19 protein-coding genes and 1 pseudogene are annotated in these 20,591 nt (G+C 71.1%); 7 read left to right on the forward strand and 13 right to left on the reverse strand.

Annotated elements, in window-relative coordinates:
• Positions 1-85: 85 nt before the first annotated feature.
• Positions 86-874: a cellulose-binding domain-containing protein gene (locus tag ACLJQZ_RS25005; protein WP_410622300.1), complete on the forward strand. Its 789-nt coding sequence runs from the start codon at positions 86-88 to the stop codon at positions 872-874.
• Positions 875-1,050: 176 nt separating this feature from the next.
• Here the strand turns inward: ACLJQZ_RS25005 and ACLJQZ_RS25010 are convergent, their stop codons facing one another.
• Positions 1,051-1,236: a hypothetical protein gene (locus tag ACLJQZ_RS25010; protein ID WP_247053572.1), complete on the reverse strand. Its 186-nt coding sequence runs from the start codon at positions 1,234-1,236 to the stop codon at positions 1,051-1,053.
• A gap of 29 nt (positions 1,237-1,265) precedes the next feature.
• Positions 1,266-1,859 (reverse strand): HSP18 transcriptional regulator, encoded by a 594-nt coding sequence (locus ACLJQZ_RS25015; RefSeq protein ID WP_410622301.1) that lies wholly within the window; start codon positions 1,857-1,859, stop codon positions 1,266-1,268.
• A gap of 108 nt (positions 1,860-1,967) precedes the next feature.
• Between ACLJQZ_RS25015 and ACLJQZ_RS25020 the strand changes: the two genes are divergently transcribed.
• Positions 1,968-2,759, forward strand: a complete 792-nt coding sequence (locus ACLJQZ_RS25020; RefSeq protein ID WP_410622302.1) for an ANTAR domain-containing protein — start codon at positions 1,968-1,970, stop codon at positions 2,757-2,759.
• Between the two features lie 66 nt (positions 2,760-2,825).
• Positions 2,826-3,464 carry a maleylpyruvate isomerase family mycothiol-dependent enzyme gene (locus tag ACLJQZ_RS25025; RefSeq protein ID WP_410622303.1) on the forward strand — a complete coding sequence of 213 codons (639 nt, stop codon included), beginning with the start codon at positions 2,826-2,828 and terminating at the stop codon, positions 3,462-3,464.
• Between the two features lie 133 nt (positions 3,465-3,597).
• Here ACLJQZ_RS25025 and ACLJQZ_RS25030 read toward each other — a convergent pair whose 3' ends face one another.
• On the reverse strand, positions 3,598-4,044 hold the full coding sequence (locus ACLJQZ_RS25030) for a nitroreductase family deazaflavin-dependent oxidoreductase (protein WP_410622304.1): 447 nt from the start codon (positions 4,042-4,044) through the stop codon (positions 3,598-3,600).
• 53 nt (positions 4,045-4,097) lie between these two features.
• Positions 4,098-4,310 carry a hypothetical protein gene (locus ACLJQZ_RS25035; RefSeq protein ID WP_410622305.1) on the reverse strand — a complete coding sequence of 71 codons (213 nt, stop codon included), beginning with the start codon at positions 4,308-4,310 and terminating at the stop codon, positions 4,098-4,100.
• Positions 4,311-4,423: 113 nt separating this feature from the next.
• Between ACLJQZ_RS25035 and ACLJQZ_RS25040 the strand changes: the two genes are divergently transcribed.
• On the forward strand, positions 4,424-5,728 hold the full coding sequence (locus tag ACLJQZ_RS25040) for an amidase family protein (RefSeq protein ID WP_410622306.1): 1,305 nt from the start codon (positions 4,424-4,426) through the stop codon (positions 5,726-5,728).
• Between the two features lie 7 nt (positions 5,729-5,735).
• Positions 5,736-6,545, forward strand: coding sequence for a MerR family transcriptional regulator (locus tag ACLJQZ_RS25045; protein ID WP_410622307.1), 810 nt, complete (start codon positions 5,736-5,738; stop codon positions 6,543-6,545).
• Between the two features lie 4 nt (positions 6,546-6,549).
• On the opposite strand, the gene ACLJQZ_RS25050 is transcribed toward ACLJQZ_RS25045, so the two are convergent.
• From ACLJQZ_RS25050 to ACLJQZ_RS25065, 4 genes are all read right to left on the reverse strand, one after another.
• Positions 6,550-8,409 carry a hypothetical protein gene (locus tag ACLJQZ_RS25050; RefSeq protein WP_410622308.1) on the reverse strand — a complete coding sequence of 620 codons (1,860 nt, stop codon included), beginning with the start codon at positions 8,407-8,409 and terminating at the stop codon, positions 6,550-6,552.
• Positions 8,410-8,522: 113 nt separating this feature from the next.
• Complete coding sequence (locus ACLJQZ_RS25055; protein WP_410622309.1) at positions 8,523-9,755, reverse strand: hypothetical protein; 1,233 nt, start codon at positions 9,753-9,755, stop codon at positions 8,523-8,525.
• Entirely contained in the window at positions 9,752-12,712 is a 2,961-nt protein-coding gene (locus tag ACLJQZ_RS25060; RefSeq protein ID WP_410622310.1) for a DEAD/DEAH box helicase, read from the reverse strand. The genes ACLJQZ_RS25055 and ACLJQZ_RS25060 overlap by 4 nt, the downstream gene beginning before the upstream one ends.
• An 11-nt stretch (positions 12,713-12,723) precedes the next feature.
• On the reverse strand, positions 12,724-14,166 hold the full coding sequence (locus ACLJQZ_RS25065; protein ID WP_410622311.1) for an SEFIR domain-containing protein: 1,443 nt from the start codon (positions 14,164-14,166) through the stop codon (positions 12,724-12,726).
• A 209-nt stretch (positions 14,167-14,375) separates the two neighbouring features.
• On the opposite strand from ACLJQZ_RS25065, the gene ACLJQZ_RS25070 reads away from it, so the two are divergent.
• Positions 14,376-15,587 (forward strand): SEFIR domain-containing protein, encoded by a 1,212-nt coding sequence (locus ACLJQZ_RS25070; protein WP_410622312.1) that lies wholly within the window; start codon positions 14,376-14,378, stop codon positions 15,585-15,587.
• 1 nt (position 15,588) lies between these two features.
• Here ACLJQZ_RS25070 and ACLJQZ_RS25075 read toward each other — a convergent pair.
• From ACLJQZ_RS25075 to ACLJQZ_RS25085, 3 genes and pseudogenes are all read right to left on the reverse strand, one after another.
• A pseudogene (locus tag ACLJQZ_RS25075) lies at positions 15,589-15,908 on the reverse strand (ArsR/SmtB family transcription factor).
• Between the two features lie 127 nt (positions 15,909-16,035).
• Positions 16,036-17,229, reverse strand: a complete 1,194-nt coding sequence (locus tag ACLJQZ_RS25080; RefSeq protein WP_410622313.1) for an MFS transporter — start codon at positions 17,227-17,229, stop codon at positions 16,036-16,038.
• Positions 17,226-18,014, reverse strand: a complete 789-nt coding sequence (locus tag ACLJQZ_RS25085) for a DeoR/GlpR family DNA-binding transcription regulator (RefSeq protein WP_410622314.1) — start codon at positions 18,012-18,014, stop codon at positions 17,226-17,228. Before ACLJQZ_RS25085 ends, ACLJQZ_RS25080 begins: the two co-directional genes overlap by 4 nt.
• A 123-nt stretch (positions 18,015-18,137) precedes the next feature.
• Between ACLJQZ_RS25085 and ACLJQZ_RS25090 the strand changes: the two genes are divergently transcribed.
• Entirely contained in the window at positions 18,138-18,725 is a 588-nt protein-coding gene (locus ACLJQZ_RS25090) for a TetR/AcrR family transcriptional regulator (protein ID WP_410622315.1), read from the forward strand.
• Here ACLJQZ_RS25090 and ACLJQZ_RS25095 read toward each other — a convergent pair.
• Together ACLJQZ_RS25095 and ACLJQZ_RS25100 are read right to left on the reverse strand one after the other, a co-directional pair.
• Positions 18,722-19,825: a Gfo/Idh/MocA family protein gene (locus ACLJQZ_RS25095; protein WP_410622316.1), complete on the reverse strand. Its 1,104-nt coding sequence runs from the start codon at positions 19,823-19,825 to the stop codon at positions 18,722-18,724. The two genes, ACLJQZ_RS25090 and ACLJQZ_RS25095, sit on opposite strands and share 4 nt — an antisense overlap.
• The gene (locus tag ACLJQZ_RS25100) at positions 19,822-20,556 is read right to left on the reverse strand and encodes a sugar phosphate isomerase/epimerase family protein (RefSeq protein WP_410622317.1); all 735 of its coding nucleotides are present in this window, start codon (positions 20,554-20,556) and stop codon (positions 19,822-19,824) included. Before ACLJQZ_RS25100 ends, ACLJQZ_RS25095 begins: the two co-directional genes overlap by 4 nt.
• Positions 20,557-20,591 lie beyond the last annotated feature (35 nt).

Here is a 20,591-nt window from a genome sequence, read left to right on the forward strand (position 1 = left end):
GCGGCGTGTGCACGCCGCGTGCACGCGGTTTACAAGACCTGCGCGGATTCCTAGGATTCGCCGGGCACGAGACGGGAGGTGCTGGATGGCGCGCCGCGCCCGGCGGGACGACGACGAGATCTCCGTCGCCGAGCTCTTGAAGGAGACCGGCGCCACAGCGCGGCCCTTGACCGGCGGTTCCCTGCCGCCGCGGGCGCCGCTGCCCGACGGGTTGTCGCCCGAGGAGCACGTGGACCGGATCGAGCAGCGGGCCCGGGAAGCCGCCGCCGCGCAGCAGCGGGCCGGGGCGCGGATCCGGTGGGCCAGCGCGATCTGCGGGCTGGTCGCCGTCGTCGGCAGTATCATCGTGATCGCCGTGACCACCAGCTCGCCCGGCCGGGAGGCGTCGCCCCCGCAGGTGCCGCTGCTGCCCGCGACCACCCCGAAGCCGGCCACGAGCACGCCACCGCCGCCGAGCCCGACACCGATCCCGACCGTCATGGTGGGCCGGCAGACCGCGCCGTCAGGCTCGGCGTCGGCCCCGCCGTCGTCGTCGAGCGCGGCCGCTCCGCCGGCGACCTGCTCGGTGCGGTTCACCGTGCAGAACCAGTGGGACGACGGCTTCACCGCGGCCGTCGCGATCACCAACAAGGGCGCGAAAACGCTCTCGCCGTGGACGCTGAGCTGGACGTTCGCCGGCGGTCAGCAAGTCACGCACGGCTGGGACGGCGACTACGACCAGCGCGGCGGCCGCGTCACGGTGGACGCCGCCGACTGGAACACCACCCTCGCGCCCGGCGCGACCGTGACCACGGGCTTTAACGGCTCGATCCGCGGCGGCAACCCGGCGCCCGGCGCGTTCACGCTCAACGGCGCGGCCTGCGACGCGGGCTGATCGCGGGATTGATCCGTTTTCCGTCCGGGTAGCCGCCGAAGATCGGCCACCCGGACGAGAAGATGCGATGACTCAACCCCACCACGAGACGAACGAGGACGACTCCAGCGGCAACCCGATGGACGACCGGACCGAGGACGAGCGGGAGAACAGCGACTCGGACGGGGACTGATCGCTCAGATCGTCTCCTCCGGACGCCGGGTCATCGTCGGCTCGGGGTCCGCGCTCCGGCGGTCGGAGTCGCGCAGCACTTCGCGGGCCTGAGCTTCGGGATCGGCGCTCTCGACGGCCTTTTCCTCGGGCAGCAGCTCGGCCCGGCCCGCGGTGCGCTCGTCGGGGTTCTGTTCCGCTTCTTGTGCCATACCCGCCTGGTACCCACACGAGCGGCGGCTCAGTCCCGGGAGCGGCGGTTGCCGGCGGCGGCACGGCGCAACCGGGCCGCTTCGGCGGCGATTTCACCCACCCGGGTACCCAGGTCGCCGGTCAGGTGCGGCCGGGCCGCGGCCAGCGGCGGCAGGAGGTTCGCCGGGTCGTCGTCGCCCAGTGCGACGCCGAGACGATCGGCGCTCGCCTGCGCGGCCGGGGCCAAGCCGTCGAGCGCGCTCACGCGGCCGGCGAGCTGGCGCAGCACGGCGGCGTTGCGCCGCGCCCAGTCCGCGACGGCCCGGTCGCCCGCCCGCCGGTCGCGCTCGGCGTCGACGCGGGCCTCGCCGGTCTGTTCTCCGGTGCTCGACGGCTGCAACCGCAGGTAACGCCGCTCCGCGGCCTGTCTGCTGGCGACGCCGAGCGCGGGCGCGAGGGTCACCCAGCTGGCGCCGGCCGCTCGTGCCGCCGTGATCAGCTCTGGCTCCCAGCCGGCCAGTTCGTCCCGCAGCAGCCGGAGGCCGTTCAGCGCGGTGACCAGCTGGTCCTGATCGGCGGTGCCCGCCCGCGCGGCGGCGACCGCTTCGTGGATCCGGCCCAGTACTCCGGCGGTCTCGTCCATGGTCGTCCTTTCGACGACGGGTATCTTGTCGTCTTAAGGACGACATGTTAAAACCGCCGTGCGTGTCGACGCCAGAGTTTCGAGCAAGACGTCGAGAAAGGTTTCGAGGTGACCGGAAGACCCGCGGCCGACGACCAGGCGCCGCTGACCGCACTGCTGCAGGAGCTGCTCGACCGCATCGCGGCCGAGGTGCCGGGCGCGCTCGGCGCGGCCGTGACCGTCCAGCACGGCGACGGCCCGTTGCGTGTGGCCGCCGCCCGCGGGCTCCCGGCCGCGTGCGTCCGGGCCCAGCTGGAGCGGTTCGGCGGCCCGGTGCCGCTCGCCTGCCGCACGGGCGTGCCGGTGGTCGCCGCCGACGTCTTCGCCGACGAGCGGTGGCCCGCGCTCACCGTCAGCGGCATGACCGAGCACTCCCCCGAGTTCGCGGCGGACTGGCTGCGCACCCGCGGGGTCGCCGCGATGCCCGTCGCCTGGGACGCCGACGGCGGCCTGGTGCTGTCGGCCACACTCGACTGCCCCGCCACCGAAGAGACCGTGACGGTGTTGCGGCGCTACGAAAAGCTCACGGCGATGGCGCTCGTCCTCGCCGAGTCGGCCTGGCCGGACCAGACCGAGCAGATGCTGGACCTGCTGCAGTCGCGGGCCGCGCTGGAGGAGGCGAAGGGCATTGTCATCGCGCTGCGCCGCTGCAGCCCCGACGAGGCGTGGGCGACGCTGCGGCGGGCGAGCCAGGAGTTCAACGTCAAGGTCCGCGAACTCGCCGTCGCGCTGGTGGAGCTGATGTCCGGGGCGCCGGCGCCGCAGCCGGACGGCGAACGCACGATCCGCCCGGGAAACGCGGCCCGCACCGCGGCCGAACAGCTGATGCAGGTGTTCGACGGCGCGACTGCGGCGTTGTAACACTTCCGGGCGCTCAGGCGACCTGCGAGCACCGGGACATCCCGGAAAGACACCCGGGAGGCCCCCATGGCGGACGCCAGTTCCTGGCCGGAGATCCACCGGGAACGCGCCGCGCTCGCCGACGATCTCGCGAACCTGCCCGCCGCGGCGTGGTCGACGCCGTCGCTGTGTCGCGGGTGGACAGTCCACGAGGTACTCGGCCACGTCGTCGCGACCGCGAAGCTGACGCCCGCCACGTTCTTCGCGCGGCTGGCCGGTTCCGGGTTCCGGTTCGAGGCGATGGCCGCGAAGAACCTCGCCCGCGAAACGGAGGCCGGCCCGGAAGCCACGCTCGCACAGCTGCGCGAGCACGCGAACGACACCACCGGGCCGCCGGGGCCGGCGGACTCGTGGCTCGGCGAGATCGTGGTGCACGGCACCGACATCCGCCGACCGCTGGGGCTCGAGCGCGCGTTCCCGATCGCGACGCTCGTGCAGGTCGCCGAGTTCTACCGGCGGTCCAACCTGCTGATCGGCGCGAAGAAGCGGGTCACCGGGCTGACGCTGCGGGCGACCGACGCGAGCTGGTCCACCGGGACCGGGCCCGAGGTGACCGGGCCGATGCTCGCGTTGGTGCTGGCCATGACCGGGCGGAGTGCGGTGCTCGACGAGCTTTCCGGGCCCGGCGTCGACCAGCTGGCGGCCCGCTGCGGAACGGATTCCTGAGCGATCCGGCTTAAGCGGTCGGCTGTAGACGACGGTCTCTCGGCGCCGGCCGAGCGCCGCGGCGCGCTGTCTTCGCCGCTGCTCGAACAGGTACCGCGACCGGGCCGCCGGCAGCGCGCGGCGGAAGCGGCTCCTAAACGGATTCGACACGGAACACCGCGATCCGGCCTGCCGCGTCGGCGACCGCGTCCGGGTTTGACGCTTCGGCCAGACCCGTTGTCACGTAACGGTTGCCGACGCTCGGCGGACTGGTCTCCACCAGCTTGCGCAGGATCGGCCGCCGCTCCTCCACCGGCACCTCGACCAGCCGGGCAGTAGCCGAACGGCGGCCGCGGGTCAGCGTGACGTCGGCCGCGGCGCGCACGTTCGCCACCCAGGCGGCCTTCGGGTACGCCTGGATGATGTAGCGCTCGCCGTCCTGCGGGATGACGGCGATCGGGAAGGTGCGCGGGACGCCACTGCGGCGCCCCGCGACCGTGAGCAGCTGCATCGGGCCGAAGGCGATGCCGAGCCGCTGGAGCCCGACGACGAGCTTGTTCCCGGCGTTGACCATCCGCCGGTAGTTCTGTGCTGTTGCCATGCCCCGAGCGTACACCAACTAGTACGAAACTCATATCATCCGAAAGCCGTAACTCAAATCGGATCGGGACCCGGCGCCGACTCGGGCGGGACGGGATCCGGCACGGGCACGCTGCCGGGCTCGGGTGTCGGCAGCTCCGGGCCGGGGCTCGGCGGCACCGGATCCGGGCCCGGCGGCGCGGGGTCGGGGCTCGGCCCGACCGGGTCCGCCGGGATCGGCTCGGGTGGTGCCGGGGGTGCGGTCAGGCGCTCCGCTGCGATCGGCATCGATCTCCCTCCGCCGTCCGTGGGTCGGGCGGCTGTGACTCTTGGTTACCCAAGACGCGCATCCGGGAACCCCGCTTGACCCTGACACCGTGTCAGGCCGTACTCCTCGGCCCATGACCTTCCGGACCGCCACCGAAGCCGCCGCCGGGATCCGCCGCAGCGCGCTCTCGGCTCGTGACCTGACCGAAGAACTCCTCGACCGCATCGAGGAGTCCCAGCTCAACGCCGTCGTCGAAACCCATCGTGACGTCGCGCTCGAAGCCGCCGAGGACGCGGACCGGGCCGTCGCGCGCGGTGCCGATCTCGGGCCGCTGCACGGCGTCCCGATGACCGTCAAGGACGCCTTCGCCGTCGAAGGCATGCACACGACCTGGGGTGAGCCGGCGTTCGCGGAGTACGTCGCGGACCACGACGCGGCCGTCGTCGAACGGCTGCGGGCCGCGGGCGCGATCGTCGTCGGCAAGTCCAATGTGCACCACATGCTCGCCGACTTCGGGCGGACCGTGAACCCGGTGTACGGCCACACGCTCAACCCCCGCGACCCGGCGCGCACGCCGGGTGGCTCGTCCGGGGGTGCCGCGGCCGCGGTCGCGGCGGGTCTGTCCTATCTGGAGTACGGCTCCGACCTGGCGGGCTCGATCCGGATCCCGGCGGCCTACTGCGGCGTCTACGGCCTCAAGCCGACCGCCGGAACCGTGCCGCTGCGCGGGTTCCAGCCACCGGGGCCGCCCGCGGAGCCCGGCCGGGACTTCCCGTCGGCGGCCGGGCCGCTCGCCCGCTCGGCCGCCGACCTGCGGCTCGCCCTCGGCGTCACCGGCGGGCCGGACGGCGCCGAGGCGCACGCGTACTCGTGGCGGCTCGCGCCCCCGCGCCACACCCGGCTGGCGGACTTTCGCGCCGGCGTCGTCCTCGACGACCCGCGCTGCCCGGTGACCGCCGAGGTCGGCGCCGCGCTCTCGGACGTCGCCGACGCGCTTGCCCGCGCCGGCGTCCAGGTCACCGAAGGCTGGCCGGACGACGTCGACCCGGCCGCCCAGGCGGAGTCTTTCGGATTCCAGGTGGAGCTGTTCTTCGCGATGCACGAAGGCGATCTCGCGGGCGTCGTCGAGCAGGAACGGCGTCGGCACGCTTCGGCGGCGGCGTGGGGCCGGTACTTCCGGGACGTCGACGTCTTCCTGTGCCCCACCGTCTTCACGACGGCCTTCCCCCATGACGGCGAGCAGGACCGCTACGACGACCAGGTGTTCTGGATCGCGCAGGCGTCGCTGCCCGGCCTGCCCGCGGTGTCCGCCCCGGCCGGGGGCGCGCCGCCGGCCGGGCTGCAGGTGGTCGGCCCGGCGCACGAGGACGACACGGCGATCACGTTCGCCGAGCTCGCCGCGGCCGTCGCGGGCGGGTTCGTCCCGCCTGGGGAATGATCGGCGGATGTTCTCGATCGGGGACTTCGCCCGCCACGGCCGGGTGTCGGTCCGGATGCTGCGCCACTACGACGCGCTCGGGCTGCTGCGCCCGGCCCGCGTCGACCCGGCGACCGGCTACCGCAGCTACACCGCGGGGCAGCTGGCCCGGCTCAACCGGATCGTCGCGCTGAAGGACCTCGGGTTCACCCTCGAGCAGGTCCGGACGCTGCTGGCCGAGGAGGTGCCGGTCGAGCGGGTGCGCGGGATGCTGGACCTGCGGCGCGCGGAGCTGGAGACGGCGGTGGCGGAGAGCGCGGCGAAGCTGGCGCAGGTCGAGGCCCGGCTGCGGACGATCGAGGACGAGGGCCGCGCGCCGGCGTACGACGTCGTGGTCAAGGAACTGCCGGCCGTGCGGGTGGTGGAGCTGACCGGCGTCGCGGCGGGGTTCGCGCCGGAGGCGATCGGGCCGGTGGTCCGCCCGCTGTGCGCGGAGCTGGGCCGCCGGCTGCGGACGGCGGACGTGACGCCGGCCGGGCGCCTGACGTGCTACTACGAACAGCGCGCGGAGGACGAAGTCGTGGTCCACGCGGCGATCCCGGCGTCGGTGGGCCCGGGTGACCTGACCGGCTTGAGCGTCGCGGACCTACCGCCGGCGCGCGCGGCGACGCTGGTCCACCGCGGCGCGATCGACGGCGTGCTGCCGAGCTGGCAGGCGGTCGTGCGGTGGATCGAGGACCACGGCCACCGCTCGGCGGGCGCGCAGCGGGAGCTGTACCTGGACTGTCCGGAGGATCCGGCGGGCTGGGTGACGGAACTGCAGGAGCCGATCGCCTGAGCTTCTACTCACAGCCCACCACGACCAGATCGTCCCAGAGCGCCGTCACTGTCCGCCGGGTGGCGAGCAGCAGGTTGTCCAGGAGCGCGAGACTGCCGCTGTCCCGGTTCGGCTTGCCCGCCGCAGCCGCGGCGCGAGCCGCGTCGTGCGACGACTTCAACAGGTGTGGCTGGATGACGACGACTTTGGTCCGGCCGGTCGACACGCGCCGGCTCAGCTGCTGGACGAAGTCGGCACTGCTTACCCGGCGACCATCGCGCCAGGCGGCCGGTGCCGCGATGCGCGGCGTTGCCAGGCGATGCACGAGGGCTTGGGTGTGAAGCTGCCGGATGTTCTTCTCCGCCTGGCTGACGACCTGCTCGAACCGGGTCACCGCGATCCGCCGGCTCGCGGTGTGGTTGCCGGCCGCCTTGACGTGGATCGCGGTCAGCTCCCCGTCGGAGGTGAGGTGGAGGAAGTCCGCGACCTCGCCCGCACCGTCGTCGCACAGCAGCCAACCGCCGGAGTACTCCCGGACCACCCATGCGAAGAGCGAGTTGTCACCGTCGCGGGCAATCGCATCGTGGATCGCCTGGTCGCCGTGAACGCGCGGCTTCTCGCGTGTGATCGAGAAACCGGTGAAGTTCCGGAAGTCGAAATTCGGGAACGGCGTCGTGGTCAAGCGCTGGCGGAAGAGCTGCTGTCCGGTGAACGCGTGACCCGACTCGTAGTAGACGGTCAGCACGTCCCCCTCGGCCACCGCGTCCCTGATCTGACGGGCGACGGGTTCGGCGGAGGGGACTCCCTGGTACCGCACGTCGAGGACGACGGCCTTGCCCAACTTCACGGGTTTGACCAGGAGAGTTCCGGCGACAGCGCCGTCGAAGCCGACATCCAGAGCGGCGACCGGCGAGTTCTCGTCGCCGCGCACCTCGATGACGGCGGTGCGCAGCAGTTCCGCACGTTCGACACGGTCTTCGTCCGCGTCCGGTTCGCCGCGGACTTGATCGGGGTCGGCGATCATGACGTCGAACGCACCACGGACTCGGTCCAGGTCCGCCTCCGGCACCGCGAACTCCGGAAAGGGCGGCTCCGGATCGTCGTCTGCGACCAACGCCTTTTCCAGGAGATCCAGGGCCTCTCCCGTGGCCGCGAGGAACATCGGGAGGTGCGATGTCCGCTTCCAGGAAAGCCGGGACTTGTCCGGGGACACCGTGATCAGGTCCCGGAGAACAGCCGCGTCGTCGGCCGGCAGGTAGGCGACCTTCGCCGCGGTCAGCGCGTACGTGCTGTCCTCGATCGTGCTCAAGGTGTCCTGGAGCCGGATACCCCCGACCGATCTGCTGTCCGCCTTGGTCGTCCGGCGGCGATGCATCCCCCGGGCCCACAGCATCCGGCCGTCGCCGCGGAATGTGCCGGTCAGGACATGCGGCGGCAGCAGCCGGAAAGGCACAGTCCCGTCCTGAAGCCAGCGTGCGATCCTCGCGTCACTCACGATGCCGGTGCAGATGGCGACCAAGCGCCGCCGCCTCACTGCGAGGCTCAGCTGGTTGATCACGTTGACGAAGCCGGATTCGTCGTCCGTCCAGTCCGGTGGTCCGGTCACTTCGCGGGCGACTCCGTAGAGTTCGTCGAATCCCAGTTCACCCAGCACTCCTGTTTCCTCGACGAGATCCCGCGCTCCCAGGGTGATCTCCGCCTGGATCCGCGCCGAGTTCGCGCGCCCCCGATCCGCCGCCGTCTTGCGCAGAAACCGCTTGAGTGCCTGGAATGCCGGAGCGGGGTCGTCGTCGACCGCCTCCAGCACCGTGATCGTCAGAAACGGATTCAGATCCGCCAGCCGCAGTTCGGAGGGGCCGTTTTCTTGGTCGAGAGGAAGGTTCATGAGTGCGAGAAACTAGCCCACAAGACCGGGAAACACGAACGATTACGGCCCTGTTCCGGGAATTGACTGGGAACTGTCCACTTGATGGTTCAACCCGGCCGGACAGGTTCCGGTCAGATCTCGGACACCCCGCTGTTCAGCACCTCACCGAGCCGCGCGGCCAGATCCCGAAACCCTGCGCCCACGGCCAGGTCGCGGATCTCCGGCAGTCCGACCGCACCCAGCTCGAGCTGCCTGACCATCCTGGCAGCCTGGTTCTTCACCTTGTCCGCTCCGCTACGCGTCCGGCGGCCGAGGAACAGGTCGACCCGCTCCAGCAGCGCCCGTTCTCGCGTCTTCCGATCCGTACACCAGATGTGCAGCAGGTCTGTGCCCGACACCACGAAAGATCCCAGCTTGTGCAGCGGCACCCGCCCCTGAGGTTCGAAGCTCTTGGCGGGCACCACGACCCGCCACGCACCGTGTGCCGACCGCACCGGGCGGCAGTCCTCCAACGACATGCGCCGCAGCCATTCGGTGATCCGGGTTTCCGCGCGCGCGGCACTGGAGGCAGCCGCGTCCGATTCGAGCACGAAAGATATTTCCGGGGTCGTCTCACAGAGCTCTCCCAGATCCGGATCCGCCGCGTCGGAAGCCTGGCTGTAGACGAGATGCCGGACCCGGCCGCCCGGTTCCAGCGCGCGCACGATGAACGTCGGCAAGTACACGCACTCCTCGCCGAGGCTTTCCGGGCGATCGATTCGCAGCGGCAAGTTGAAGTAGTCGCGGTCGGGGCGGCCGGCGAGCTCCATCAGAGCCTCACGACGGAACCCCCGGGTGGTGTGGAGCATCTTGAAGATGCGGTTCCGGTCGCCGGACGTCGCCGCAGGGATGTCCTGGGGGGACAGGAAAGTGACCACGCCGGCATCGTAGTGCGCGCGGCTCAGCGGGAACGACCGGAAGCCGTCGAAGTACAGCTTACGGCGGTCTTCCCGTTCGACGATGTAGCACACCTGGTCGCGGTGGGACCGCGTCCCGAGCTCGGTGAGCTCGATTCTGCCGTCACGCGTCCGGATGTGTCCCAGCCGGCCGAGAACGCGAAGAGCCCGGTCGACCAGTGCCTCGTCCAGTGCCAGAAAGGCCGCCAGTTCGCCGACTGTGCCCAACCCGGCTTCGGCGATGCCCCTCTCGAGATAGCGGTCGATGAGCGCGTACGGCCGGCCGTCGGTCGTCGTCGCCCGCACTTCGACCTGCCACACCGGCAAGAGCACGGCGAAAACCCGGGCCGGCGTCAGGCCGTGCCCGAAAGCCGCGTCTTCGAGCACACGCTCTTCCGGGTAGCGCATCAGGTACTTGCGAGTGGTCACGACGCGCCGGCCCCCGGCTCCTCTTCGTCCAACAGACGCCAGATTTCCTCGTACGGGCGGACGTCACCCGACCGGGCGACATGGTCGCCCAGCGCGCGAGCCAGTTTCCGGAAGCCGGGGTCCTCCGCTCGGCGCAGCATGCCGAGGTCACCGGTCAGCACCAGCTGGTGCTTGGCGCGGGTGAACGCCACGTTCGCCCGTCGCAACTCACCCAAGAACCCGACATTTCCGGATCGGTTACTCCTGGTGAAGCCGTAAAGGATCACGTCACGCTCCCCGCCTTGGAAGGAATCCACCGTCCCGACGTTGGCGTCGATGGTGTCCGGGTCGAGAAGCTCACCGCGCAGAAGCTCCTTGATCAGCTTGACCTGAGCCGCATACGGAACGATCAAGGCCCACTCCTCGTGACGTCGTTCGTAGAATGCCGCGAGCGCACTCAACAGGCGAGCCTCGGCGTGGTTCACGGAGCCGCCCGGCAGCCGGGGGTCCCATTGCTGCGCGCGCGTCTCGGCTCGCTGATCCACGGACAGCTCCGACGTGTCGACGAAGGCCAGCGGACTGGCGAACAGCGGGTCGTCGTGGGTTCTCGCCACCATGGTCTTCAACGTCTCGTCGTAGAAGGTCTGGGAGATGAAGTCCGCGATCACCTTGGGCATCCGGCGCTGCTGGCGGAGCTGGACGACGTGGCTCTCCGGCAGGCGTTCCACCAGCACCTCCAGCGCACTTTTCGTGAGCAGGTCCCGCAGCTCGGGATCTCCGGACTCCTTCGCCCAGGCTTCCAGCTCGTCGTCGACGAACGGGGGCAGCTGGCGATGGTCGCCCACCAGTACCGCGCGCTCCGCCCGCACGAGCGGGACCAGGAGATTGCTGAAGCTGATCTGCCCGGCCTCGTCGACGATCGCGAGATCGAACTCGACCTCGGCGATCTCCGGACGCGAGGCGGCGCCGATGCACGTCGCACCGATCACGTCCGCATAGCGGATCAGCTCGGGATAGAGCTGCTCGACGGCACCGGCGACCTCGTCGTGCCATTCCCGGAGCAACTCCGCTCGCGCGCGCAACAAGGCAAGGCGCGGGCCGAGCCAGGTGTGCAGGTCGGTCAGCGCCGCCAAGGTCGTGTTCGCGTCAAGGTCCGTACGGACCTGAGGCAGGACATCGGCCGGCCCCACGGCGGCCTTGATCGCGGACGCGGCATTCAGTGTTTGCAGTCTGAAGTCGGCTGTCCGGCCGATTGCCTGCTGAAGAGCGAATGACGCAGCTTGGACTTGAGGGATGCCGCGGGTTGCCAGGTCCAAGGCGTGCTCGGCCCGGGCGACTTCGCCGCGGTGTACGCCGACGACCTCGAGCAACGCGGAAAGGTCAGTCTGCCGCGCGGCCAGCAATCGCGCTCGCCGCCGGGCGAGCGCCCTCGCCGGCCCGGCGAACAACGGCCACGGTGCCCGGCCGCGAGCGCGATGATCACGCCGGCCGAGCCGGTCCAGTTTGCCCCGCAACGTGGCTACTCGCGTCTGCAGCCGGGCAAGAGTGGCGACGGCCGCATCGAATCGCTCGACCACCTGCCCACCCACGCTTCGACGCGCGAGGGCCAAACCCGCTCCCGCAGCCCGTTCCGCCTCTATCGCCGCTCTCAGCCCACCGATCCGGCGACCGAGTTCCCCAGCCCAGCCGGCCGCGCTCGGCAGCCCGTCGTACCTGCTCTGCGCAGCCGCGGTCGCGGCCAGGACTTCACCGCGGTGCTCGGCCGCCAACCGCTCCAGCAGGAAGGACCGGCCATCCGGATCGACTTTTCCCTCGTTCCCGACTCGGACGACCACCACGTCCTTCGGCAGCTTGGCCAGCACGTTGTCGACAGCACGGTTCGTGTGAGAGGCAACCAGTACCGGTCCTCGGTCGGGCGACAGCGCGCACGCACGGGCGATCTGGCTGATCGTGCGGGTCTTGCCCGTACCAGGCGGCCCCAGCACCACTTGCATGTCGGTCACCCCGAGCGCGTTGCGGAACGCGGCCAGCTGGTCCTCGTCCAGCACCTCTCCCGGATTCTCCGGAACCGGCTGGAACGGGCGCACTTGATGGTCGACGAGCACGGAGAGCAGCGAGCGGTTGCGAATCTTCCCCGCGCGCAGAAGCGCGACCGCCTCACGTTGCTTCGCGAACACGACGTCGCTCGAGGTCAGTTCGAGCTCACCTTGCGGGCTGAGTCGGTCCCAGCCGATCGGCTCGTCGAAGCGAACGGTCACCTCGGTGCCGTCGACCCGGGTCACCTGACCACGTTGCCCGGACTCTCCCCGCAGCCGGACGAACTTGTCCCGTTCCGGGACCCGGCCACCGACCACCTTGAACACGTAGACCGACGAACTGCTGTATCGCCGTTCCCCTGCCGGCTGCACCGACTTGTACGGGTAGGTCGGCACGGTAACGGCTCGCCGCGCGGCCAGCTCCCGGTCGGTTTCGATCAGGGTGTCCAGCCGATCGAGAAACCGCGTTTGTGCCGGGCTGGAGCGAGGCGTCACGCGCTGCCCGTCCGGCCCCGCGGCCAACGCGGCCCATTCCGCGGTGAGCCGATGCCAGTGCGCGGACGAGCCCGCGGGGATCTGCCGGTATCCGAAGGCCAGGTGCCAGTTCGTCCTCAGCAGGAGACACCCGCGCGCCAGCCGGTCGTGGTCGTCGAGACGGAGCGGGTTGATCCCCGCGATCGTGTACGCATCACCGTCCCCGCTCACGAAAAGCCGTACGACGTAGGCGTGGGTGTAAAGGAGCAGGCTCCAGTCACTCCCCTTGCGGAATGGTTCACTCAGGGTGGCCGGGACTCCGTCCGGCCGGCTGGTGAGATCGGCCGCGATCCGACCGACGCCCACCGGGATGCCGGGGTGGTCTTTCGACTGCTGGAGCAAGCGTGCGTCGAGTGACTTCCCCGGCACGAGGGAGATCCGTCCACGCAGATCGACGACGCGTAGCAAGTCCGTACTCCTCACAGACGATGGTCACGGACGGCCTGGAGCGCCGCGACGAAGGAACGCATGTCGGGGCGGCGGGAGGGATCGGGCACCAGGGCGGTGTCGACGGCGGCGGTGACACCCGCCGGAAGGACCGCTCCTGATGCCCGCAAGGGCAGCGGAAACGCCGGGGCCGGCGGGAATCCGGTGATCATGTGATAGGTCACGGCGGCGACCTGGTAGACGTCGGTCCACGGGCCGACGTGTCCGTTGTGGCGAACGCCCTGCTCAGGAGCCTGGTACGGTCCCGGCCCCTCACCCGGCTGATATGACGTCACCGCCAACCCGAGGTCTCGCACCTGCACGTTGCCGTCGTCGAACCGCACGAGCTCGGCGGGCGCGAGCCTGCGGTGTGCCAGGCCTTGGGCGTGCAGAAGTGCCAGGGTTCGGCCGAGACCGGCCAAACCGAGCAGCGTCCGGCGAACCTGCCAGTCGTCGATCGTCTCGCCTCGATGAGGCAACCAAGCAGCCAAGGCGTCGCACGGTCCGCCGAGTGATCGCGACACCGGCCACAGGGTCACGGACGTCACCGAACGGCTGTCTTCGACCAAGCGCAAAGCGCGAGGCAGCCCACGGTCCCGGCCCTGGAGCTCGACCAGCAGGCCGTGTTCGCGGACCACAGCGGCCGACGCGGCTTTTGCGGCCGGAGTCTCCTGGCGCAGCTCCACCTGGCGGAGCCAGACGTGTTCGTGAGGAGGGCCGATCCGCAACGCCCGTGCCCTGCGCTCGACCGATGCCTGGTCCCTGCTGGGCCGGACGTCGAGCGTGCCGCTCTGGACCAAGTACCGGGACTCCCCGATCTCGACTTCGGCGTCCGCAGCCAGGATCCGGGCCGTCCGCTCCTGCTGGCCTGGCAGCCCTGGCACGACCGGGTCGACGCGCGGCGCCGGCGGCACGAAGGGACGCAGTGGCGGCATCGCGTGAAGTGGCATGCCCGCGAGCACCGCCAGCAGGTCTCGGACGCCGTCCACCGTCAGTTCCGAGACGCGATAATGCGTCGCGGAATAGCCGCAGAGACAATCCGGGATCTCGTCGGCGGTGTGACCGGGAAGGACCACCGGCAGGATCCGCCGCGTCTCACCGGGCAGATCTCGCGCCAGGTTGTCACGGAGCATGGCGCCTTCGAGCTGGTTCGCCCTCCCGGTTGCGGATGACGGGCCACCGTCGACAATGCTTTTGTGCTGCGGAGAAGCGATCACGAGGACGAACTCCGCTTTCTTCAACTGACCGATCGTCCACGCGGTCCAATCTCGCCGGACCCCGCTTGACCAGGCATCCAAGCGCGCGTCGACACCCGCCTCCGTCCGCAGGAAGGCCGCGAACTCGCGCACCGCGTCGGTATGCTCCGCGGAATCGTGCGCATAGGAAACGTATACCCTCGGCGAGGTTCCGGCTCCCCCCGGTTCCGTCACCGGCACCGCCCTTCCACTGCATGATCATCCGTGTGACGCACACTCCCACGACGGCCGTCAGGCGTGGGAGCGAACGCGGAAACTGACCGGAAATTGTCCTCTTCTCACCCATCGGGAACGCATCGGGTCCCCATCGCAAACCGATGCGGTGCGCTGTTGCTATCGTTCCCCGCAGTGCGAACGCCGCGAGCGCGGCCAGGCGAAGAGGATTTCCGATGGTGTCGCCGGAGCAGTACGACCGCCACGAACCCGGTGATCACCCGAAGGTCTTCGTGTCGTACACCCACGACAGCGAGCGGCACCGCGAGGATGTGCTGCAGTTCGCCGCTTTCCTGGTGACCCAGGGTGTCGATGTGGTGCTCGATCGCTGGGCATCCGGGCAGCGGCAGGACTGGCAGGTCTGGGCGACGAAGAACATCACGGAATCGGACTACGTGCTGATCGTCGCATCCGAAGGTTATCGACGGATGGGTGACGGCTACGGGCCGAACGACTCGAACCTCGGAGGCCAGGCGGAGGCGGCGCTGCTTCGCGACCTCCTGCAAGGTGATCGCACGCGGTGGACGACCAAACTCCTTCCGGTTCTCCTGCCCGGCCACGATAAGCGCGAGATTCCGAACTTCCTGCAGCCCAACGCGGCGGACTGGTACGAAATCCCGTCCAACACCCCGGAGGGCGCAGAGGGCTTGCTGCGAGTGATCACCCGGCAGCCTCGCGACGTGCGACCACCGCTTGGCCCCCGGCCCCTTCTCCCGCCCCTGGCGGGCTTCCCGGCGGCGAAGCAAGGCCAGGTGACCCTGCTCGAGGAGCTCCCGGTCACCTGGCGAGCGGAAATACTCCCGCGGCACTACCAGGCGCAGAGCCCGCTCGTCGAGGTGCACCTCGTTCCGGCTGCCTCGCCTGCACGGCACGGCGTGCTGGAGCTCGAGCGGATCTGCGACGAACTGGCTGCGCTGGGGCGGTCCGAGCGGCTCTTCTCGCAGGAACAGGCCATCAGCGTCGGCTCGTCGGCGGATGCCGCCTGGGCGTTTTCGGCTGACTGGCGAGCCGGGGAATGCGGACTCACCGTGCTGCGGGGTGGTCAACGCACGTGCTGGTTTCCTCTCCCGAAAGTCGGCGTCAGCCGGGTCCTCGATCGAGAACACCTGGCACCGCAGGTCACAGACCGGCTGAATACTCTCCTGGCCATCGATCTTCCGATACCCGACAGCCTCGCTCCGGCGATCGGGTTGGACCCGATCTCCGCGACGACCAGACTCGGCAAGATCAGCGATGCTTCGGCGAACACGGCGACCTTCAGCATGAACAGTCCCGGACGGGTCCGGATCGGGACTGAAGAGGCTTTCCCGACCGAAGACCTGCGCACAACGTCGAAGGAAATCGCCGAGGAGCTGGTCGCGCGGCTTGCGGCGCCCCTCAGCCGCTGAGTTAGTCCGCTCGCGGGTGGTGCGGCTGGGCGTGTGCGCCCGGGGGCAGGTCGCGGTCCAGGTGGTCGGCGTGGTGCAACGCCTGGGCCAGCAGGCCGCGGACGTGGTTGTCGGCCGCCGAGTAGTAGACGAACGTGCCTTCGCGGCGGCCCTTCACCAGGCCCGCCAGCCGCAGTTTCGCCAGGTGCCGGCTGACCGCCGTCGGAGTCGCGCCGGCCAGGTCGGCCGGGGCAGGCCACCGACGACTCGCCCTGCAGCAGGGCCCAGGACCTTGATGCGGGTCGGGTCGGCCGGCAGGCGGAACGACTCCGCCCACCGCATCGCCCACGACGTCGAGCACCGGCTGCTGCACGCGGTCCCCCACCTGACGGCGGTCGTCGTCCACACCTAACCGGCGACCGGCGCCGAGCAGGCCCACGAGGAGCCGGCCCACCACCATTGACCGAGGTCACGCCACCGGCTGCTCCACGGGTTCCGGCTTCGGAGTCAGCACGCCCGCGAACAGCGCCGCCAGGACGCACAGCACCACCGGGACGGCGAACGTCACGTTCAGCGGCATCCACCGCGTCAGCCCGCCGATCAACGCCGGGCCGGCCAGCAGGCCCACATAACCCAAGCCGACCACCCGGGCCATCAATGCGCCCGAGTTGCGTGTGTCCAGGTTGCCCGCCGCCGAGAACAGCTGCGGTACGCCGCCCGAGAGGCCCAGGCCGAACACCGCCCAGCCCACCAGGGACAGCGGGACCCACGGCGCCGCGGCGGCCACCGAGAGCCCCACCGCCGCCATGGCCGCGCCGTAGCGGACGATCGCCGCCGGGCCCGCCCAGGCCGCGACGCGGTCGGTCAGGAAACGGCCCGTCGTCATGGCCACCGCGAACGCGCCGTACGCCAGCGCCGCCGTCGAAGCCGAGGTGCCCAGCACCTTCTCCATGTGCAGCGCGGCCCAGTCGTTCGCTACGCCCTCAGAAAGCATCAGCGCCAGGGCCAGCGCGCCCAGCAGCCAGATCAGCCGGCCCGAGGTGCGGCGGGCGGACGTCGGCGCCGGGACCGACGCCGCGACGTCGGCGGGCGCGTCGGCCGGCTCGATCAGGAACCGGGCCGCCACCAGGGAAAGCACGATGCACACCAGGCCGGTGCCGGTGAGCGTGACGCCGGTCGGGACGCCCGCGCCGAGCGTCGCGGCGCCGATCACCGCGGCCAGCGCGCCGCCGATGGACCACATCGCGTGGAACGAGGCCATGATCGGACGCGGGTACGCGCGTTCCACGACGACCGCGTGCGAGTTCATCCCGACGTCGATCGCGCCGTTGCCGAAGCCGAACAGGATCAGCGAGAGCCCCAGCGTCCACCACGAGTTCGCGAACCCCGGCGCGCACAGCGCGAGGCCGAGGAACACCCCGGCCGCCGGGACCAGCTTGCGGTGCCCGAGCCGGTCGACCAGCGGCCCGGAGACCTGCATGCCGGCGAACGCCGCGCCGCCGAGCACCAGCAGCAACGCGCCCAGCGTGCTGTGCGAGATGCCGGTGGCGCGCTCGACGTTCGGGATGTGCACCACCCACATCCCCATGCCGAACCCATTGAGGGCGAAGAACATCCACGTCGCGACACGGGCGGCACGCGGACGGGCGGAAACGGTCGTCATCGGTTCTCCAGCGAGTCTGGCACGGGGACAGCGACGTGCACGAGCACGCCCCGCTCGGCCAGCGCCGCACGCTGGTCCGCGGGGGCACCCGGGTCGGTGATCAGGACGTCCGCACGGTCGGCGGGACACACGTGGGCGAGCGCGGCGCGATCCCACTTCGCGCTGTCGGCGAGCACGATCGACCGCGCCGACACCGCCAGGGCCTGCTGCTTGACCTCGGCGTCGGCGAGATCGAACGCGGTCAACCCGGCTTCGAGGTCGAACGCGCACGGGCTCAGCACGGCGACGTCGAACCGCAGTGCCCGCAGCGAAGCGAGCGTCAGCGGCCCGACCAGCGCCTGCTCCCCCGGCCGCGGTTCGCCGCCGGGCAGCAGCAGCCGCACGTGCGGCGCGTCGGCCAGTTCACCGGCGGCGTGCAACGACAGCGGCATGACGGTGACCGCCCGGTCGCGCAGCAACCGCGCCAGCTCAAGCGCCGTCGTGCCGCTGTCGAGGACGACGGTCTCCCCGTCGGCGATCAGCTCCGCGGCCGCGGCCGCGATGGCCCGCTTCGCCTCGGCGGACGCCGTGGCGCGGGCCGCGAACGGCGGCTCCACCCCGGACGGCGACGCCGGGACGGCCCCGCCGTGCACCCGCCGCAGCACACCCCGGGCGGCGAGGTGGTCCAGGTCCCGGCGCACGGTCATCTCCGACGCGCCGGTCACCTCGGCCAGCTCGCCGACACCGACCTGCTCGGTGCCGCGCAGCCGCTCGACGATCACTCGTTGCCGCTCCGCGCTCTTCACTCCGCGATGCTCGCAAGAACCGCGCATTCGCACAACTGATTTGTTCGACCGATCACGCAGCTTGTGCGAAATCCCGCTGCGGCATGATGGGGACGTGCACGTCGCCGAGACCACCGCAGCCCCGTGACCGGGGGCTACCTGAAGGGCCGGATCCGCCGAGAGGACATCATCACGGCGGCGGCCGCGGCGTACGGCGAGCTCGGCTACCACAGCTCGTCGCTGCGGGAGATCGCCAAACGCGTCGGTATCACCCACGCCGGCCTCCTGTACTACTTCCCGACCAAGGAAGCGCTGCTCGCCGCCGTCCTCGAACGGCGTGACGCCGACGACTCCGACCGCGAGCAGCTGCGCGTCCCGCCCGGGCTCGACGTCCTGCGCCACTTCGTCGCGCTGGCCGAGCACAACGTCCGCCACCCCGGCATCGTCGACCTCTACTCGCGGCTCGCCGCCGAAGCCGTGGCCCCGGACCACCCGGCGCACGACTACTTCGTCGAGCACTACCGGGCCGCGCGCGCGGGCGTGCGCGAGTCGTTCGAGGTCCTCGCCGCGCGCGGCCAGCTGCGCGACGGCGTCGACCCCCGGGTCGCGGCGCTGACCTTCATCGCCCTGATGGACGGCCTGCAGGTGCAGTGGCTGACCGTGCCCGGGGATGTGGACCTGGTCGGCTCGCTGCGGTTCGCCCTGCAGAACCTGCTCACCGTCCCGCTTTAGAGCGTCTTTTCGTACGGATCCCACGCCGCCGGCAACGCGGGCGGCACAGCGACCACGCTGTCCACCTCCACGGGCTGCCCGCGGGTCAGCGACTCGTCGATGGCCAGCATCGCGTCGAGCACGTGGTAGGCCAGCTCGCCGGACGCGCGTTCGGGCACCCCGGCGCGGATCGCCCGCGCCAGCTCCAGCGTGCCGGTGCCGCGCGATGCCTTGTGCCCCTTCGGTTCCAGCTCTTCGGGCTCGTCCTGACCGAACAGGTGCAGCGCGGTCGCGCCGTCGAACCGGTTGGGGTCCGGGAGCACGGCGGTGCCGAGCGTGCCGGTCAGCTCGACGAACCCGGTGCGCTTCAACGCCGAGTCGAAGCTCAGCACGAGCTGGGCGGACCCGCCCGAGGCGAACTCGACCAGGGCCGTGACCGTGGTGGGCACCGTCACCGGGAACTCCGTCCCGGCGCGCGGCCCGGATCCGATGACGCGGGTGTCGCGCGCCCGGCCGCCGGCGCCGGTGACCCGGCGGATCGGGCCGAGCAGGTGCACCAGCGTCGTCAGGTAGTACGGGCCCATGTCCAGCAGCGGCCCGCCGCCGGCCTGGAACAGGAACTCCGGCGCGGGGTGCCAGCTCTCCGGCCCCGGCACCTGGAACAGCGCGAGCGCGGTGTTCGGCTGCCCGATCCGGCCTTCGTCGATCGCGCGCCGCGCGGTCTGCAGCCCGGCGCCGAGCACGGTGTCGGGCGCGCTGGCCACGCGAAGGCCCTTCTCCCGCGCGCGGTCCAGCAGCTTGCGGCCGGTCTGGCGGTCGAGCGCGAGCGGCTTCTCCGCCCAGACGTGCTTGCCCGCCTCGAGTGCGGCGAGCCCGACGTCGACGTGCGAAGCCGGAGTGGTCAGGTTGACGACCAGCTCGACGTCGGGGTCGTCGAGCAGCTCGGCCACGGTGCCCGAACGCGGGACGCCGTGCTCGGCCGCCCGCGCCGCCGCGCGCTCGGTGTCGAGGTCGGCGACGCGCAGGACGCGGACGTCCGGGAAGCTCGTCAGGTTCTCGAGGTAGGTGCCGCTGATGACGCCGGCGCCGACGAACCCGACGCCGACCGGCCCGCCCGTCACTGCCCGGCGCCGGTCAAGAAGGTGTAGCTGGCGGCGATGGCTTCGAAGAGGTCGCCGTCAAAAGCGTCGAACTCGACCACGCGAAGGGCGGCCGGCGCGGCGGCGAGCACCTCGGCGATCGGGACCTGGCCCTGACCGGCGGGAAGCTGGCCGGAGGCGTCGGTGGCGAGGCCGCCGTCCTTGACGTGGATCGCCTTGACGCGGTCGCCGAGCCGGCCCAGCAGGGCGGCCGCGTTCTCGCCGCCCGCGGTGGCCCAGTAGGTGTCGACCTCCAGCGCGACGGCCGGGTCGAGCTGGTCGGCGAACACCTCGAACCCGGCGCGGCCGTCGATCCGGGACTCCAGCTCCCACCAGTGGTTGTGGTAGCCGACTCCGACGCCGTGCTCGGCCGCCACCTTCGCGGCGGCGTTGAGCGCGTCGGCGGTCGCGGCGATGTCGGCCGGGTCCTGCCACTGCTCGGGCTTGACCAGCGGGTCGACCACCAGGCCGATGCCCAGCTCGGCCGCCGCGGCGAACACGGCGGCCTGGTCGGCGCCGATCAGCCGGGCGTGGGCGGTCGGCGCGGTCAGGCCGTTGGCCGGCAGCCCGGCCCGCAGCGCCTCGACGTTCTCGACGACGCCGTACGGCTCCACCTGCGTGAAGCCGATCGCGGCGAGACGCCGCAGGGTGTCGGCGGGATCGGCCGCGAACGCGTCGCGGACCGAATACAGCTGCACGGAAAGCAGGCTCATCCCCAGCTCCTGAGATCACGGTGGCGGACGCCCGC

Origin of the sequence: Amycolatopsis sp. cmx-8-4 (assembly GCF_046548675.1) — a bacterium.
Taxonomy (GTDB): Bacteria; Actinomycetota; Actinomycetes; order Mycobacteriales; family Pseudonocardiaceae; genus Amycolatopsis.